A 15,871-nucleotide genomic window follows, 5' to 3' on the forward strand; every position below is an offset into this window, starting at 1 on the left:
CCGACTCGCCGACGCCGGTCCTGCTGTGGCCGCTGATCGATGCCGCAGCACCACCGCCCGCTACGACGGAGGGGTTCGTACGCAACGGCGGCGGAATCTCCCGGTCGCAGCGGATCACCGTGTCTGACTACGCGGCGCTGGTGACCCCGGACCCGGAAACCGCGTACCTAGTCGTCCCCGACTAACCCCCAACCTCAACTTCCAAGCCCGCCGTACCGACACGGCGGGCTTTCGCATTTCTAAGGAGCCCCCATGGCTGTCACCTCGAAGTACTACGGCAAGGCATTCCTGTCCGCGTTCAACAAGGAAATCGACTGGGACACCGACACCATCAAGGTGATGCTGTGCACGTCGGCCTACTCTCCCGACCAGGACACACACCAGTACAAGTCCAGCGTCACCAACGAGATCACCGGCACCGGCTACACCGCAGGCGGCGTCACCCTCACCGGCGCGACCGCCACCTACACGGGCGGCACCAACGTGATCGCCCTCGATGGCGGCGATGTGTCGTGGGCTGGCTCCACCCTCACCGCCCGGTACGCGGTCGTCTACGACGCCACCCCCGGCACCGATGCCACCCGCCCCCTGATCTCGTACGTCGACTTCGGCGCTGACGTGTCGACCACGGCGGGCACCCTGACGATCACGTGGGACGCTGCGGGTGTCGCCACCGTGACGGTCGCCTGATGTGGCGGGCATCTTCTCTCGCGGCGTCGCCGTAGAGGCCATCTACATCGGGACGGAGCCCGTCCTCAAGGTCTACCTGGGCGAAGTCCTGGTCTTCGATGGCACCCGGTCGGCGTTCGTGTCTGCCCCGAAGGCGTCCGCGTCGGCGACCGCGAAGGCGCCGGCAGTGTCGTCTCAGCCTGATGCGATTGTGGCCCCGTCCGCGGCGGCTGCCGTCGATGCTGTTGATCCTGTTGTGTCGGGGTCTGCGTCGGTGGGGGCGTCTGCTGCGGCTGCGGCGGTGTCGATGAATCCGACTCTGTCGTCGGACTCGACCATCGCGGTGCCAGCTGCGACGGGTGCCGGCTCGACCGGAACGCCGGTGAGCGATGCGGCCATCGCTGCTCCGTCCGCGGCGGCGTCGGCGCAGGCCCCCGTCCCTGGTATCGCCACCACGGGCAGCAGCAACGTCGGCGCTCCGGCAGCCTCGAGTGCGGCTCAGGCTCCGACGCCTGGGGTGGCCGCTTCGGCGCCCGTCGCTGCGGTTCCGGCCACGGCATCGGCCGCCGCGCCGGTTCCTGCTGTCGCAGACAACGAGACGGTGTCCGCGGTGAAGGCCGCCGCTTCCGCCTCCGCGCCCACGCCAGGAGTGGCCGCAATCCATGAGGTCCCGATGGGCATGGACAAGTCGGGCGCCAGTCAGACCATTGGCGCGAACGTCTGGACTCTGCTCACCACTTGGGTGGTGCGGTCCGGGTATCCCGACACGGTCATCTCGAGCAATGCGCTGCGACCCACGGCAGGCGATTACTACTTCGATGCCAAGGTGGCGATCAACACGGCGCGTCAGCTCCGAGCGAGGATCGTCCGAAATGGCTCCGAGGTACTCGCCACAGTCGACTCGGGTACCAGCGTCACGAGTGTCACCGTGTCCACGGCATCGCCGGTCACCATATCTAGCGGTGACCTGATCACAGTGGAGGCGAACCCGACCGCGGGCCGCGACGTCATCTCTGGCGCATCGAACACGTACCTCACTGCGACGCCTGCCTAAAGCTAGGCACGAAACAGCCCCCGTCCTCTTCGTGAGGGTGAAATCGCATCTCTACCAGCAGATTTCGGCGATTAATGGGGCTATAATCGGAGACGTAGAGACCCCGGCGACTGCGTCAACAGTCCCGGGGCGTGGCCCACCTAGCGAGAGGTGAACATGGGTAAGCCTACGTGTATCGAGAGGGGCTGCAAAAGCCCCAGTCTGGCGCGCGGAATGTGCAGGCGTCATTACGAGAAGTCGCGTCGTGACGGATGTCAGACAATGTTGGAATTCACCCCGAAGCATCGACTGACGGATATCGATGCGACCACAAAGACCGCAGTGTGCTCAGAGTGTGGACCGACCAAGATCCGGGTGCGCCGTGGCGATCGTGGATCTGAATGCATGACAGTTCGCCGTAGGAATCGCTCGACCGCGGAGGCTAAGAGACGGCAAAGGGTTCGGTTGAAGTACGGACTCAGTGGCGATGAGTATGACCAGATGGTGAAAGACCAGGACTCGCAGTGTGCGATCTGCGGGGTTGAAGCCGCGCTGGTTGTCGACCATGACCACTCCTCAGGGTCGGTACGACAGTTGCTCTGCTCGCACTGCAATACCGCACTCGGGTTCCTTCGCGATAATCCGGAGTCAGCCGATCGAGCGGCTGAGTATCTCCGACGTCACGCGGCGTAGATAGACCAAAGCCCCCAACCATTCGGAAATTCCGAATGGTTGGGGGCTATTTGTCGTTGCGGGCTATTCGCCGGGGATGATGAGCTCGTCCGTGGCGAGTCAGCGGCGCGCACCGAGGGGACGTTTACGGGACGTAAACGCTTCGGCATCTGCTGGGTTTCTACGCACGGGATAGTGAGTTCTTGAACGGTTGACCTTTGCAGTGCAGGCAATATGACTGTTCATGTGCACACAGTTTCGAGTTCACGAATTCGCAGGTCGCCTTCCAGTGGAGAAGCCCTAGCGATTCGGCGGAGGACCCGGGTTCGATTCCCGGCAGCTCCACTTCAGGCCCCGGTCAGGCCCCAGAGATGGGAACCCTGACCGGGGTTCTTTTTGCCTGCGTGGGCCGGCCGCCGAGCTACGGTCGCCCGCAGGCCTCGTCAGCTTCACCCCGATCGCATGAGGCGGCGAGCCGAAGCGAGCCCATAGCGTGGCGGCACAACATCCGCGTTCTCGTTGGAGGTGCTGCGTAATGACAATTGGCAATTCCGGATCCGTGTCGACATCGGCCGACCTGCTCGCCGCGATCGAGTCCGTCTCCTCGCCGGACACCGTCGACACGCCCTTCGGGCAGCTGAACTTCTTCGACGGGGTCCCGCTGCCCGAGTCGGTGTCGACGATCTACGACGCGCTGGACCTGATCCGCGGGATCGACGTGTTCCTCAACTGCGTGCCCGGCGCATCGCTGGTCGCGTTCCGTCGCGGTATCCGCGAAACAGGCATCGACTCCCCGCGCACCATCGGCTATTCGGATCCGCGGGCCAACTCGCGCGGGTTCGCCCTGACCCCGAACACCGAAACCACCTACGGCACCACGTTCCTCGACCTGAAGGCCTGGGGTCCGACGGTGATCGAGGCGCCACCCAATTCGATGTGCGTCGTTGACGACTTCTGGTTCCGCTACGTCACCGACATGGGCATCCCGGGGCCCGACCACGGTCTGGGCGGCAATTACCTCTTCCTCCCGCCCGGCTACGCGGGCGAGGTGCCGGACGGCTACTTCGTCCTCCGCAGCCCGACCTACACGAACTGGGTGGTCCTGCGCGCGCTCGGTGGCGTTCCCGACATGAAGAAGACGCGCATCTACCCGCTGAGCGAGGCGGATTCCCCGGGCGCCAACGAGTGGATCAACTGGGTGGAGGAGAGCTTCAACACTGTGCACGCGAACGACCTGTCGTTCTTCTTCGAGATCGACGAGCTCGTCCAGGAGGAGCCGGCCGAGGCGCTCGATCCGGAACGCGCCGGGCAGCTCGCCGCGATCGGGATCGTCAAGGGGCGACCGTTCGACCCGGACGAACGGATGCGCGGCATCCTCGACAAGGCGGCACGCATCGGTGCCGGCATGGCGCGGGCGCTGTCCTATGCGCCGCGGGACCCGCAGGCCTCGCTGTACGGGTCGTGGAACAACGCCTTCGTCGGGGGCAGCCACGAGTTCCTGCGCGACGGCGCCCGGCTGCTCGACGCCCGCACCCAGTTCCACTACATCGCCACGGTCATCACCCCGGCGATGGCGCGCGCCAGGGCCGGCGCCGGCTCGGCCTACGCCTACACGGTGCACGACGCGCGAGGCGCGATACTCGACGGCGGCCGCAGCTACCGGCTCCACGTGGACCCGAACCCGCCTGCGAAGAACTTCTGGTCCGTGGACGTCTACGACACGCAGACCCGGTCGCTGATCCAGGTCCCGTCGACGATCTGGCCCGCCGTGGCGAGCAACTCCGGCCAACTGGTCGCCAACGACGACGGCTCGCACGACCTGTTCTTCGGCCCCACCGCACCGGAGGGGAGGGAGTCCAACTGGGTCGAGACACTCCCCGGCAAGTCCTGGTTCCCGCTGTTCCGTCTGTACGGTCCGCTCGAACCATGGTTCGACCAGACCTGGAGGCTGGGCGAGTTCGAACCACTGGACTGACGGCGACTCGCCGTGGTGTTGCCGATGCGTAACGCTGGGTTACGAAAAGCTACCGGGCGGTTTCTATCTTGTAATGCATTGCGCCTCAGCATGTTCAGGGCTTGGTGATGGTGCTTTCGCTCGGATAGAAATGCAGCAGCGCCGAGGTGGCGTCACACCGAAGCAACGCTTCACGGTCGAAAAGGAGTGATCACATGGGATCGACAGCAGAGGATCTCACCATGGTCGCGGCAGGGGCGACCTTGGTGTCGGCAGTCGTTGCGGTGGTCGCGGGCATCGCAGGCGTCGCTTCGCTTTCTGCGTGAGCGTGACCACGCTCAACGCCAGCTGAGGGGCCCCGCAGTCGAGATCGACTGCGGGGCCTCGCCATGTTCGGTGCCGTTGCCGATTCGCGGCCGTGGTCAGCGCGGCGGTGGGAGCGCGGTGGTGAGAAAACCGGTCGTGTCCCGGTCCGCGGCGGGTACGACGCTCCTGTGGTCCGTGCCGGGATAGACCATGAACCGCGAGTCGGCACCGCCCGCGGCCAGCTGCAGTTGCAGGGCGATGCTCACCGGGATGGGGACCGTCAGGTCGTCGGTACCGTGCACGATCATGATCGGCCGGTCCCAGCCGGTGGTCGGCACGGCCATGTAGTCCTGGAGCGCGGTGACGACGGCAGGATCGAGCAACGGCCTGGCGAACAGCGCACCGACCGACCGCCCCCTCAGCATGCCGAGGTCGTCGCCGCATCCGAGCTCCGCCGAGGCCATTGCGCGCGCCCCGAAGTCGGTGAGGTATCCGGGTATCCCGAGGTCCGGCCTGGCGGAGTGTAGGCCGGCGAACAGCGCGGCCTGCCCGCCCTGGGAGTGTCCGACCGACACCCAGGACGTCGAGATGTCGGGGCGGAGGTTGCGCCCGGCGCGAACGATGTCGATCGCGGCCTGCCCCTCGGCGCGACCGGCCAGATACTGATGGAGGCCGGGTGTGCCGAGGCCGATGTAGTCGGTGGCGGCGACGGCGTATCCCCGGCGAAGGTAGTCGAGCAGCAGCTGTGTCGTGGTGAGGCTCCCGGTCACGCTGGGTGCGCACTGGTCGCCGATCCCGGTGGTGCCGTGCGACCAGGAGACGACGGGCTAGCCTCCCGGTGGCGCTGTGCCCTCGGGAACGAAGACCTGTCCGGTGCTGAGGGCGGGCCTGCCGTTCTGCCCGGTCGTGTTGTAGGTCACCAGGTATCCCTCGGCCGCGCCGTCGATCAGGTCCTCGCTCGGAAGGACGGACGAATTCACGATCGAACCGGGGACGGCCGGGGGAGTCGTTGCGCGAGCAGCGGGGGCGCAGACACCGACCGCGATGAGTCCGGACACGATCACCGACATCGACCGACCGAGGTGCATTGAGCGGACGCTATCAGCGCCGAGTCGTCAACGGGGGAGCCACGAATCGCTCACCTGGGGGCGGGCCGCCGACCTCAGCAGTTACTCGGCGCTGGCTGGCCGGCGAACCTGCCGTCGAGCCAACCGAGGACACCCGGTAGCCCCTCGAGGCTGGCCGGGCCGTGGTCTGCGGGGAACACGGTGAACTGAACAGGCACCCCGGCCCCGCAGTACCGGCCGACGGTCGCCGCGATCGAATCCAGCGGGGCCAGCTGATCGCCGCTGCCGTGCCAGACGAACACCGGAGCCCGGGGAACTCCCGGGTACATCATCAGGCTGTTCTCGTCGAAGATCGCCCGCACCATCGGCGCGTTGATCCGGGCCGGATCGGCGGACACCTCCGCCGCGCTGTGGTTTGCCCCGGCGTCGATGATCTCCTGGGAACAGGCGTTGGCGATCCGGTCGCGCAGCGCCAGGCCCGCACCGGTGAGGCCGCTGGCCAACGGGATCGAAGACGGGTACTCGCGTTCGAGGCCGAGGGTGGCGGCGAAGCCGAGGCCGAACAGCGGATGCGGCGCGGTCCCCAGCCCGTTCGCGAGCTCGCTCAGGTTCGCCGGGACGCCGCCTGCCGCGACGCCGACGATGGGGAGCTCGGGGGCGTAGGTCGGTGCAAGCGCGCCGGCCCAGCCGCTGGTCATCCCGCCGCCCGAGTAGCCGGCGAGTCCGACGGGGCTGTGCCCGAGCCTCGCCTCGGGCAGGTGCTGCACCGCCCGGATCCCGTCGAGGACGATCTGACCTCCCAACCTGGCGGCGCCGTACGCACTGGTCGGGCCGAGGTGGTCGGGCAGCGCGATCGCCCATCCCCGCATCAGCGCGAGGTTCACCACCGGGGCCTCCTGGAGCTGCCCGTTGAACAAGGTGTGCGACGGTCCGCAGCGGGTCCCGAGCGCGTTGATGATCGCCTGGTAGGACAGCAGTGGCCGATCCACCCCGCCGCGCGGCACGAGGACGGTCGTCACGGCGGCAACCGGGTGGCCCGACGAGTTGGTGGAGCGATAGGTGATCTGCCAGCCGTCCGCATTCCCGAATCGGGACACGTCGACCGGTCTGCTGCGGAGGATGTCGCCGTTCGGTCTGGCGGCCAGGTCCGGCGGCGCCCAGTAGAACGGGTCGGGGTCGGGCGCCGGCATCAGCGGCTGCGTCTGCGCGGCCGCAGGCGGCGCGGTGATCGCCGCCGGGAATGCCAGGGCCAGTGCCGCGAGGAGAGCGGTAGCGGAATCTCTGAGCGTGATTCTCATCGAAACCTCCGATGGCTGGTGGCAGACACCGGACTTGCGCCCAAGGGCGCGGCCCTGTGCCAGAGTGACGCACTCCGCAACATGTGGCTCACCGCCGTTCGTCAAGCACTTACGCACAATGACGTAGCTCACACTAGCGAAGATCGGCGTGGTCTTTCGCGGTTATCGGCGCGACATCCGGATCGGGGGCATGCTGTGACCGTGGATGCTCTGCCGATGTTCCCGCTCGGGTCCGTGCTGCTGCCGGGTGAACTGCTGCCGTTGCAGGTGTTCGAGCCGCGTTATCTCGAGATGGTCGCCGACCTGACCTCGTCCCCGGACCGGCGGCGATTCGGCGTTGTTCTCATCGCCCGCGGCCACGAGGTGGGCGGCGGCGACGAGCGCGTCGACGTCGGGACCGTGGCGCGGATCGTCGACTTCGAGCAGGCGCCGGGCGGGCGACTGCTGCTCGGATGCGTCGGTGAGAGCCGGATCCGGGTCCGCCGCTGGCTGCCGGACGATCCCTACCCGCGGGCTGACGTGGATATCTGGCCCGACGAGGGCACGGACTGCGGGTCGGACTCGATCGACGAGGTCGGCGCGCTGGTGGACGAACTCGATGGGCTGCTGAGCCGGTCCGCGGCGGTGCGCGGCATCCCGGCGCCGGGATTCCCCAGACTGGACGAGCTGCCGGGCGAGATGGGCGACCGTGTCTACGCCCTCGCTGCCAGTCTCCCGCTCGTCGCGGTGGATCGGCTGAGACTGCTGTCCGCGCCGGGGCCGGGGGAGCGGCTGACGGTCCTGGCCGAGGCCCTCGGTGACGTGATCGCCGCGGTGCGGTTCAGGCTGTCGGAGTAGGTGATCGACTTGCGTGGTGAGGGATCGCTCCTCGCGGTGGTCGCGCTCGGCGGTGGCATCGGTGCGCTCGCGAGGTACGGCATCGCGCATGCGATGCCGACCAGGGAGATCCCGTGGGCGACGCTGATCACCAACGTGATCGGCTGCCTGCTGATCGGCATCCTGATGGTGCTCATCACCGAGGTCTGGACCGCGCACCGGCTGCTGCGGCCGTTCCTCGGGGTCGGGGTCCTCGGCGGCTTCACCACCTTCTCGACCTATGCGGTCGAGGTGCGGGGACTGCTCGCGTCCGGCAGCTATCCGATCGCGTTCGGCTATCTCTTCGGGACGGTGGTCGCGGCGCTCACCGCCGTCCTGGTGGGGGTGTGGGGCGCACGGCTCGTCACCGGTGCCTTCGTCGGGAAAGGAAGCTGACATGTCTTACTCGCGCACGGAGATGCGGCTGTCGATCATCCTCGGGCAGGACGACCTGTGGCATCACAAGCCGAAGTACCAGGAGATCGTCAAGCGTGCCCGTGCCGCGGGGCTGGGCGGCGCGAGCGTGTGGCGGGGTGTCGAGGGATACGGCGCGTCCTCGCACATCCACACCACCCGGCTCCTCGACCTGGCCGACGGGCTGCCGCTGCTGGTGGTCGCGGTGGACACCGAGGAGCGGATCCGGGAGTTCCTGGACGGCATCGGTGAACTGCTCACCGAGGCCACCGTGACCCTGGAGGGTGTCGAGCGGGTGCACTTCACCGAGGAGCGACCGTGACGGTGGTGCTGGTCGTGGTCGGCGGCATGATCGGCGCGCCCGTCCGCTTCCTGCTCGACCGCGCCGTCGGTTCCCGCACCGACAGCGCGTTCCCATGGGGCACCCTCACGGTGAACGTGATCGGATCGCTGATCCTCGGCGCCCTGGTCGGTGCCGCCGCTCATGGCAGCCCCGTGATGGCCCTGGTTGGCACCGGATTCTGCGGCGCCCTGACGACGTACAGCACCTTCGGTTACGAGACGGTCCGGCTCGTCGAAGACGGGGTGCGGCTGTACGCGCTCGCCAACGTCCTGGTCAGCGTCGCGGCGGGAATCGCGGCGGCGGCGATCGGATTTGCGGGGGCACACGCGCTGTTCGCGTGATCGAATGGCGCGGTGCCGCTGCAGACCGACGAGAGGTTGCCGATGACCCGCGCTCCTTCCCGTGCTGACACTGCGATTGGTCAGACTTTCGACGTGATCCAATGGCGCTGACCGACAATCACCGAACGAGGAGGCGCGCCGTGGCGCACGATCGAGCAGGCACGCTCGCCCAGCCGCAGGATCTCGAGGACCTCGCGCAGCTGGTGACGGCCTACTACAGCCGGATGCCGGACCCTGAGAACCCGGACGAGCGGGTCGCGTTCGGCACCTCCGGGCACCGCGGATCCAGCCTGGACGGCGCCTTCAACGAGGCGCACATCCTCGCCACCACGCAGGCCATCGCCGAGTACCGGGCGAGTCAGTCGATCACCGGACCGCTGTTCCTCGGCCGCGACACCCACGCGCTCTCCGAGCCCGCCTGGACGAGCGCGCTCGAGGTCCTCGCGGCCAATGACGTTGTGGTGCTGATCGATTCCGGCGGCCGCTACACTCCGACCCCCGCGGTGAGCCATGCGATCCTGCGGCACAACGCCTCCGGGCCGGCTGCGAGGGCAGACGGCATCGTGGTGACGCCCTCGCACAACCCGCCGCGCGACGGCGGCTTCAAGTACAACCCGCCGCATGGAGGGCCTGCGGACGCCGCGGCCACCTCGGCGATCGAGGCCCGCGCGAACGAGCTGATCGCGGCAGGACTGGCCGGGGTCAAGAGGGTCCCGCTCGCCGCGGCGCTCGCGGGCGCGGCCCGTCCGTACGATTTCCTCGCCACCTACCTCGACGACCTGCCGAACGTCGTCAACCTCGACGCCGTCCGCGAGGCGGGCATCCGGATCGGTGCCGATCCGCTCGGCGGGGCCAGCGTCGACTACTGGGGTGCGATCGCCGAGCGGCACCGCCTCGACCTGACCGTGGTGAACCCACTGGTGGATGCGACATGGCGGTTCATGACCCTCGACACCGACGGCAAGATCCGGATGGACTGTTCGTCCCCGGACGCGATGGCCTCGCTGATCGGCGCGCGGGACCGGTTCGACATCGCCACGGGCAACGACGCGGACTCCGACCGGCACGGCATCGTCACTCCGGACGGCGGGTTGATGAACCCGAACCACTATCTCGCGGTGGCCATCGACTACCTCTACGCGAACCGGCCCGGCTGGGCGCCGGACACCAAGGTCGGCAAGACGCTGGTGAGCTCGTCGATGATCGATCGGGTGGTGGCGGGTCTGGGCCGGGAGTTGGTGGAGGTCCCGGTCGGGTTCAAGTGGTTCGTGCCGGGCCTGCTGACCGGGGAACTGGGCTTCGGTGGCGAGGAGAGTGCGGGGGCGTCGTTCCTGCGCACCGACGGCCGGGTGTGGACCACGGACAAGGACGGCATCATCATGGCGCTGTTGGCCTCCGAGATCACCGCCGTCACGGGGCACTCGCCCTCGGCGCGGTACGCCGAGCTCGCGCAGCGGTACGGCAACCCCGAGTACGCACGGGTCGACGCGCCGGCCACCCGTGAGCAGAAGGCCGCCCTTGCCGCGTTGTCCTCGGATCAGGTCACCGCGACCGAGTTGGCAGGCGAGCCGATCACCGCGACGCTGACTGCGGCGCCCGGCAACGGTGCGGCGCTCGGCGGGCTCAAGGTCTGCACGGAGAACGCCTGGTTTGCCGCGCGGCCGTCCGGTACCGAGGACAAGTACAAGATCTACGCCGAATCGTTCAGGGGCAGGGACCATCTCGCGCAGGTGCAGGACGAGGCGCGGGAGCTGGTGTCCCGGGCGCTGGGAGCTGACGGCTGAGCCGTTTCGCCGCTGGCTAGGATCGGTGGCAATCATGCACACCACCGCAAATAAGCTGCCACGCGAGATCTGGGTCCTGGTCTCGGCCAGTTTCGTCATCGCCCTCGGGTTCGGCATCGTCGCTCCTGCGCTGCCCCAGTTCGCCCGTAGCTTCGACGTCGGGGTCACCGCCGCGACGGCGGTCATCAGCGTGTTCGCCCTGATGCGACTGCTGTTCGCGCCGCTGAGTGGGGCGCTGGTGCAGCGGCTGGGGGAGCGTCCGACCTATCTCACCGGACTGCTGATCGTTGCGGTCTCGTCCGGCGCGGTGGCCTTCGCGCAGGGCTACTGGCAGCTGCTGCTGTTCCGGGCGATCGGCGGCATCGGATCGACCATGTTCACCGTGTCCGCACTCGGACTGCTGATCCGGATCACACCGCCTGGCATCCGCGGACGGGTGTCGGGCCTGTACGCGACCTCGTTCCTGTTCGGCACCATCGGTGGCCCGCTGGTCGGGGGTGCGCTCGCGGGCTTCGGGCTGCGGACGCCGTTCCTGATCTATGCGGTGGCGCTGCTGATCGCGGCGGCGGTGGTGTATCTGAGCCTGCGCGAGTCCGCGCTGGCCGCACCGGATTCGGGCGGCCACGTCGTCACGATGACGCTGCGCGAGGCGCTGGCTTCGGCGACCTACCGCGCATCCCTGGTGTCGAACTTCGCCAACGGCTGGGTGTCGTTCGGCGTTCGGGTCGCGATGGTGCCCCTGTTCGTGGTCGAGGCGCTCGGCGAGGGCACTGCGCTGGCGGGCGTGGCGCTGACCGTGTACGCGATCGGCAATGCGCTGGTGCAGATCCCCGCGGGACGCCTGTCGGATCTGCGCGGCCGACGGCCGTTCGTGCTTGCCGGGCTGGCGGTTGCAGGCGGGGCGACGATGTTCCTCGGGTACAGCGAGAACCTGCTGGTGTTCCTCGCGCTGTCGCTGGTCGCGGGGGTGGGGTCCGGGCTGATGAACCCGGCCCAGCAGGCCGCGGTCGCGGACGTGATCGGCTCCAAGGCCAGGGGCGGTCCGGTGCTGGCCACGTTCCAGATGGCCTCGGACGTCGGGGTGGTGGCCGGTCCGCTGGTCGCCGGGCTGCTGGCCCAGTACCTGTCCTACGGGGTGGCCTTCGCGGTCACGGGCGCGCTGATGCTGCTCCCGATCGCGTTCTGGGTGGCCGCGCCCCGGACGATCCCGCAGGCGTCAACCGGGGATGCCGACGCCGATCAGCGCGCCGACGAGGTAGGTGGCGGCGACCGCGATCGCGCCGAAGGCGAGCTGCCGGATCGCACCGCCGACCTTCGACTTGGCGGTGAAGCTCGCCGCGAGCGCGCCGACGATCAGTAGGCCGATCCCGCCGACGGCCAGCCCGGCGACGAGCGACTCGAAGCCGAGCAGGTACGGGATCAGCGGGATGATCGCGCCGACACAGAACATCAAGAAGGAGGAACCGGCGGCCACCAGCGGTGAGGGCTTCTCGCTCGGGTTGACGCCGAGCTCGTGGGTGAGATGGATGTTCACCGCGTGTGCGGAGTCGTCGTGTACCTCGGCGGCCGCCGTCGCAGCGGTGGCCTCGCTCATCCCCATCGCGGTGAAGGTCTCGACCAGTTCGGCCTGCTCGGCCTCGGGATAGTGGGCCTGCGAGCGGGTCTCGACCTTTACCTCCGCCTCGATCTGCTCGTTCGCGGTGAAGACCGAGGCGAACTCGCCCAGGGCCATGGAGAACGCGCCCGCCACCAGGCCTGCGACGCCGCTGAGGATGACGGTGTGCGCGTCGACGCCCGCGCCGCCGACACCCGCGATCAGCGAGGTGTTGGTGACCAGGCCGTCCATCGCCCCGAACGTCGCCGCCCGGAGCCAGCCGCCGGACACATTCGAATGGGTGTGATCGAACTCATGGGGGAGCGCGTTCCCAATGGCGTCGGGGCCGGGCTGCGGCTCGCTCATATCGGTGAATCTACGCCGATCGGTACCGTGGGCCGGGTGTGGATTCGTATCGTCAGTTTGTTCGCCAGGATCGGGCTCGCCGCCGTCTGGTTGATCTCGGGAGTGCTCAAGGCCGCCGACCCGGCGGGAACGGTGATCGCCGTGCGCGCCTACCAGTTGCTGCCGGAGTCGCTCGTGCGGCCGATGGCGAACACGCTGCCGTTCCTCGAGATCGCGCTCGGCCTGCTGCTGCTGATCGGCCTCGGGGTCCGTCTCGCGGCGATCGTGTCGGCACTGCTGTTGGTGGTGCTGATCGGGGTGATCGCCTCGGTGTGGGCCAGGGGGCTGTCCATCGACTGCGGGTGCTTCGGCGGAGGCGGCGCCGCGGATGTCGACGGCTGGGACTATGCCCGCGAGATAGCCCGTGACGTCGGGTTCCTCGCGCTGGCCGGGTGGCTGACCGTGTTCCCGCGTAGCCCGTTCGCGCTCGGTCCCGGGTCGAGGCCCGCACTCTCAGTGCCCGCTCAGCATGAGATGGCAGAGTAAAGCCACATTTGAATCTCGGAGCGAAGGACTGCATCTGTGAATGCGAAGAACAAGCCCGTCACCTCTCTGCAGCCGACGTCGAGTCGGTCGACGTACATCCTCGGAGGGTTGGCGGTCCTGGTGATCGCCGCCGTCGTGATCGGCGGGGTGATCTGGCAGAGCAACCGCAGCAAGCCGCGCAACGAGGGCTATGGGGCCGTGTCGAACTCGGCCGTCCAGGTGGCGGTGGTGGAGAACGGCGCCGTGCGGATCGGTCAGCCGGAGGCGACCACCACGATCGACGTCTTCGAGGATCCGATGTGCCCGTACTGCGCCGAGCTGGAGAACACGAACGGCCAGGAGGTCGCGCAGAAGGTCGACGAGGGCAAGCTCGCGGTGCGGTACCACATCCTCGACTTCCTCAACCGGCTCTCGGCCAGCGGTGACTACTCGACCCGCGCGGTGGCCGCGTCGATGTGCGTGGCGGAGAGCGGCGACGCGGTCGCGTACTCGAAGTTCCACGCGGCGCTGTTCTCGCCCGAGAACCAGCCCGCGGAGAACGGCTCCTCGGATCACTCCAATGCAGACCTGGCCCAGATCGCCAAGGACTCCGGCGCCAACGACGCCGCGGTGGCGTGCATCTCGGACGGCGCCAAGGTGAACGAGGCCGCCGCGGCGGCGCAGAAGGGCCGTGAGGCGCTCGCGGCCAGCGGTGCGGCGGGCACGCCGACGGTGATCGCGAACGGCACCATGATCGATGCCCTCGGCAACCCGAACTGGGTCGCCGAGCTGAACTGACTCGGGTCTCGAGGGGCGGGCGACGCTAGCGGGTCGCCCGCCCCTCGCTCCATCAGAGTAGGCTTTGACCAGGCAATTTGTTGGCCGGAGTGGCAATGGTGTAACTTTCTTCGAGCACGGAGGAGCACGCACTCCGGTGCGGAGAAACAACCGAATACGGGGCTATGGCGCAGCTGGTAGCGCACCACACTGGCAGTGTGGGGGTCAGGGGTTCGAGTCCCCTTAGCTCCACCCACAACGAAACCCTCATCTCGCGAACCGCGAGGTGAGGGTTTTGTCGTTGTTCAGCCGAGCAGGAGCGCCCTGGCGTTGCGTACCTCCGGCACGCCGATCGTCTTGGCGGCGAGCAGGAAGGCGGGCACGGCGAAGGCCGTGGCGGCCAGCAGCGTGATCGCCGCGGCTCCGCGGGGGTTGTCGATGAACCGGTGGGAAAGCCCGACGGACGCGACACAGAACAGTCCCGCGACGACCGATGCCCACAGCACCCGGGTGAACGTCTCGAGCACGGCGAGGAAGCCGAGCAGCCCGTAGCGGCGACGCAGCGCCCAGTGCCCACACACGGCGCCGACGAGATACGACAGGGAACTCGCGACCGGCAGCATCACCACGACAGCCTGACTCGGGAGGGTGGCCGCGCCCAGTGCGACGACGGTGATCTTCGTCGCCACCATCGCGACGTTGATCAGCGCCGGTGTCCGCATGTCGTTGCCCGCGTAGAAGACACGGAGCTGGAGCATGACGAGAGCGAACGGCGCGAGGCCGAACGCCGACAGCGCCAGCGAGGTGCCGATGAGCCGCGCGGCGTCGACGTCGACGCGACCGATGAACATCACCGTGGTCAGCATCGGTCCGAGCAGGGTCATCGCGACGCCTGCGGGGACCAGCGCGACCACCGAGTACCTGGCGGCGCGGCCCATGTCGGCGATCAGGGCCGCGCGGTCGTTGTCGGCGACCGCGCGGGCGATGCGCGGCGTGAGCACGGTCAGCAGGGATACCCCGAGGATTCCGTACGGGACCTGGAACAACAGGTCTGCGTAGGTGTAGGTGGAGACGCCGCCGTGATCGAAGGCCACCCGCAGCACGAACGCCACACCGACCTGGCTTATCGCGACGTACAACACGATCCAGCCGAGCAGGCCGACCCCGATCCGTACTGGACGCCACGTGTACGGCACGGGCCGCACCCGCCAACTCCACCGGAATCCGGTCCGGCGCAGCGCCACGACCGTCCACGCGGCCTGCCCGACGATTCCTGCGGTGGTGCCGATGCCGAGCACGAGGACCTGGGCGGTGGTCATGGCCGACGGTGTCAACGTCACCGGACCGGGCATCAGCACGAAGACGCCGACCGTGGCGAGCACCATCAGGTTGTTGAGGACCGGCGCCCAGGCCGCAGGCGCGTAACTGTCGCGGACGTTCAGGATCGCGGTCACCGTCGCCGCGAGAGCGTAGAAGAAGATCTCCGGAAACAGCAGATACGCCAGCACGGTCGTCAACTGCGATTGGTCAGAATCCGATACCAGCGCCGCGACCAGCAGAGGGGCGCACAGCACCGCGGTCACCGTCGCCGCGGCGGCGCCGATGATCGTGGCCAGCAGCAACCGCTGGGTGAACACGCGCGAATGAGCGCGCCCTCGCAACCGGGCTCGCGCCAGCGCCGGCACGAACACGCTGCTCATCACCCCTCCGAGCAGGAGCTCGTAGACCATGTTGGGCAGGCTGTTCGCCCCGTTGTACGCGTCGCCCACCACGGCGGTGCCCAGCACGGCTGCCAGCGCCAGGGTGCGGATGAAGCCTGTCGCTCGGCTTGCCACGGTCGCGGTGGCGACGGCGCCCGTCGAGCGCGCCAGCGTGCTCTGAATGTCCCCCACGC

General features: G+C 68.3%; 16 protein-coding genes, 1 tRNA gene and 2 pseudogenes. 14 read left to right on the forward strand and 5 right to left on the reverse strand.

The features are described 5' to 3' along the window. From BR31_RS31765 to BR31_RS0100025, 5 genes and pseudogenes are all read left to right on the forward strand, one after another. Window positions 1-185, forward strand: a pseudogene (locus BR31_RS31765) (hypothetical protein); the annotation flags it as partial. A 67-nt stretch (window positions 186-252) separates the two neighbouring features. Next, window positions 253-690 (forward strand): hypothetical protein, encoded by a 438-nt coding sequence (locus tag BR31_RS0100010; protein WP_027499123.1) that lies wholly within the window; start codon window positions 253-255, stop codon window positions 688-690. A gap of 286 nt (window positions 691-976) precedes the next feature. Then, window positions 977-1,723 carry a hypothetical protein gene (locus BR31_RS0100015; protein WP_156042316.1) on the forward strand — a complete coding sequence of 249 codons (747 nt, stop codon included), beginning with the start codon at window positions 977-979 and terminating at the stop codon, window positions 1,721-1,723. A 384-nt stretch (window positions 1,724-2,107) separates the two neighbouring features. Then, a complete protein-coding gene (locus tag BR31_RS31770; RefSeq protein ID WP_197023534.1) occupies window positions 2,108-2,395 on the forward strand; it encodes an endonuclease VII domain-containing protein in 288 nt (95 codons plus the stop codon). Window positions 2,396-2,909: 514 nt separating this feature from the next. After that, on the forward strand, window positions 2,910-4,349 hold the full coding sequence (locus BR31_RS0100025; RefSeq protein WP_081830246.1) for a DUF1254 domain-containing protein: 1,440 nt from the start codon (window positions 2,910-2,912) through the stop codon (window positions 4,347-4,349). 401 nt (window positions 4,350-4,750) lie between these two features. On the opposite strand, the gene BR31_RS27020 is transcribed toward BR31_RS0100025, so the two are convergent. The 3 genes from BR31_RS27020 to BR31_RS0100035 form a co-directional block, all read right to left on the reverse strand. Further along, complete coding sequence (locus BR31_RS27020; protein WP_051636839.1) at window positions 4,751-5,404, reverse strand: alpha/beta hydrolase family protein; 654 nt, start codon at window positions 5,402-5,404, stop codon at window positions 4,751-4,753. 57 nt (window positions 5,405-5,461) lie between these two features. Continuing rightward, complete coding sequence (locus BR31_RS31340; RefSeq protein WP_051636840.1) at window positions 5,462-5,722, reverse strand: hypothetical protein; 261 nt, start codon at window positions 5,720-5,722, stop codon at window positions 5,462-5,464. Between the two features lie 74 nt (window positions 5,723-5,796). After that, window positions 5,797-6,999, reverse strand: a complete 1,203-nt coding sequence (locus BR31_RS0100035) for a lipase family protein (RefSeq protein WP_037175129.1) — start codon at window positions 6,997-6,999, stop codon at window positions 5,797-5,799. A 201-nt stretch (window positions 7,000-7,200) separates the two neighbouring features. Between BR31_RS0100035 and BR31_RS0100040 the strand changes: the two genes are divergently transcribed. The 6 genes and pseudogenes from BR31_RS0100040 to BR31_RS27025 all read left to right on the forward strand — a co-directional run. Next, window positions 7,201-7,836 (forward strand): LON peptidase substrate-binding domain-containing protein, encoded by a 636-nt coding sequence (locus BR31_RS0100040; RefSeq protein WP_156042318.1) that lies wholly within the window; start codon window positions 7,201-7,203, stop codon window positions 7,834-7,836. A 9-nt stretch (window positions 7,837-7,845) separates the two neighbouring features. Further along, entirely contained in the window at window positions 7,846-8,250 is a 405-nt protein-coding gene (gene crcB, locus BR31_RS0100045) for a fluoride efflux transporter CrcB (RefSeq protein WP_027499128.1), read from the forward strand. A 1-nt stretch (window position 8,251) separates the two neighbouring features. After that, the gene (locus BR31_RS0100050) at window positions 8,252-8,590 is read left to right on the forward strand and encodes a DUF190 domain-containing protein (protein WP_027499129.1); all 339 of its coding nucleotides are present in this window, start codon (window positions 8,252-8,254) and stop codon (window positions 8,588-8,590) included. Further along, complete coding sequence (gene crcB, locus BR31_RS0100055) at window positions 8,587-8,952, forward strand: fluoride efflux transporter CrcB (protein ID WP_027499130.1); 366 nt, start codon at window positions 8,587-8,589, stop codon at window positions 8,950-8,952. The genes BR31_RS0100050 and crcB (BR31_RS0100055) overlap by 4 nt, the downstream gene beginning before the upstream one ends. Window positions 8,953-9,092: 140 nt before the next feature. After that, window positions 9,093-10,736 (forward strand): phosphoglucomutase (alpha-D-glucose-1,6-bisphosphate-dependent), encoded by a 1,644-nt coding sequence (gene pgm, locus BR31_RS0100060; protein WP_027499131.1) that lies wholly within the window; start codon window positions 9,093-9,095, stop codon window positions 10,734-10,736. Between the two features lie 34 nt (window positions 10,737-10,770). Next, window positions 10,771-11,967: pseudogene (locus BR31_RS27025) on the forward strand (MFS transporter); the annotation flags it as partial. Here the strand turns inward: BR31_RS27025 and BR31_RS32060 are convergent. After that, on the reverse strand, window positions 11,953-12,696 hold the full coding sequence (locus tag BR31_RS32060) for a VIT1/CCC1 transporter family protein (RefSeq protein ID WP_027499132.1): 744 nt from the start codon (window positions 12,694-12,696) through the stop codon (window positions 11,953-11,955). The pseudogene BR31_RS27025 and the gene BR31_RS32060 sit on opposite strands and share 15 nt — an antisense overlap. Window positions 12,697-12,732: 36 nt before the next feature. Between BR31_RS32060 and BR31_RS0100075 the strand changes: the two genes are divergently transcribed. From BR31_RS0100075 to BR31_RS0100085, 3 genes are all read left to right on the forward strand, one after another. Then, window positions 12,733-13,221 (forward strand): MauE/DoxX family redox-associated membrane protein, encoded by a 489-nt coding sequence (locus BR31_RS0100075; RefSeq protein ID WP_027499133.1) that lies wholly within the window; start codon window positions 12,733-12,735, stop codon window positions 13,219-13,221. A 36-nt stretch (window positions 13,222-13,257) separates the two neighbouring features. Then, complete coding sequence (locus tag BR31_RS0100080; protein ID WP_027499134.1) at window positions 13,258-13,998, forward strand: DsbA family protein; 741 nt, start codon at window positions 13,258-13,260, stop codon at window positions 13,996-13,998. 158 nt (window positions 13,999-14,156) lie between these two features. Continuing rightward, window positions 14,157-14,229: transfer RNA gene (locus BR31_RS0100085), tRNA-Ala, on the forward strand. 53 nt (window positions 14,230-14,282) lie between these two features. Here BR31_RS0100085 and murJ read toward each other — a convergent pair. Next, window positions 14,283-15,869 carry a murein biosynthesis integral membrane protein MurJ gene (gene murJ / locus BR31_RS27030; protein ID WP_037175131.1) on the reverse strand — a complete coding sequence of 529 codons (1,587 nt, stop codon included), beginning with the start codon at window positions 15,867-15,869 and terminating at the stop codon, window positions 14,283-14,285. Window positions 15,870-15,871 lie beyond the last annotated feature (2 nt).

This window comes from Rhodococcus sp. UNC363MFTsu5.1 (genome assembly GCF_000686785.1).
Classification (GTDB): Bacteria; Actinomycetota; Actinomycetes; order Mycobacteriales; family Mycobacteriaceae; genus Rhodococcus_G; species Rhodococcus_G maanshanensis.

Excerpts from the sequence above, each read along its gene's own strand:
- BR31_RS0100010 (WP_027499123.1), top strand. The coding sequence starts at position 253 with ATGGCTGTCACCTCGAAGTACTACGGCAAGGCATTCCTGTCCGCGTTC.
- BR31_RS0100015 (WP_156042316.1), top strand. The coding sequence starts at position 977 with ATGAATCCGACTCTGTCGTCGGACTCGACCATCGCGGTGCCAGCTGCG.
- BR31_RS31770 (WP_197023534.1), top strand. The coding sequence starts at position 2,108 with ATGACAGTTCGCCGTAGGAATCGCTCGACCGCGGAGGCTAAGAGACGG.
- BR31_RS0100025 (WP_081830246.1), top strand. The coding sequence starts at position 2,910 with ATGACAATTGGCAATTCCGGATCCGTGTCGACATCGGCCGACCTGCTC.
- BR31_RS31340 (WP_051636840.1), bottom strand. The coding sequence starts at position 5,722 with ATGCACCTCGGTCGGTCGATGTCGGTGATCGTGTCCGGACTCATCGCG.
- BR31_RS0100035 (WP_037175129.1), bottom strand. The coding sequence starts at position 6,999 with ATGAGAATCACGCTCAGAGATTCCGCTACCGCTCTCCTCGCGGCACTG.
- BR31_RS0100050 (WP_027499129.1), top strand. The coding sequence starts at position 8,252 with ATGTCTTACTCGCGCACGGAGATGCGGCTGTCGATCATCCTCGGGCAG.
- BR31_RS32060 (WP_027499132.1), bottom strand. The coding sequence starts at position 12,696 with ATGAGCGAGCCGCAGCCCGGCCCCGACGCCATTGGGAACGCGCTCCCC.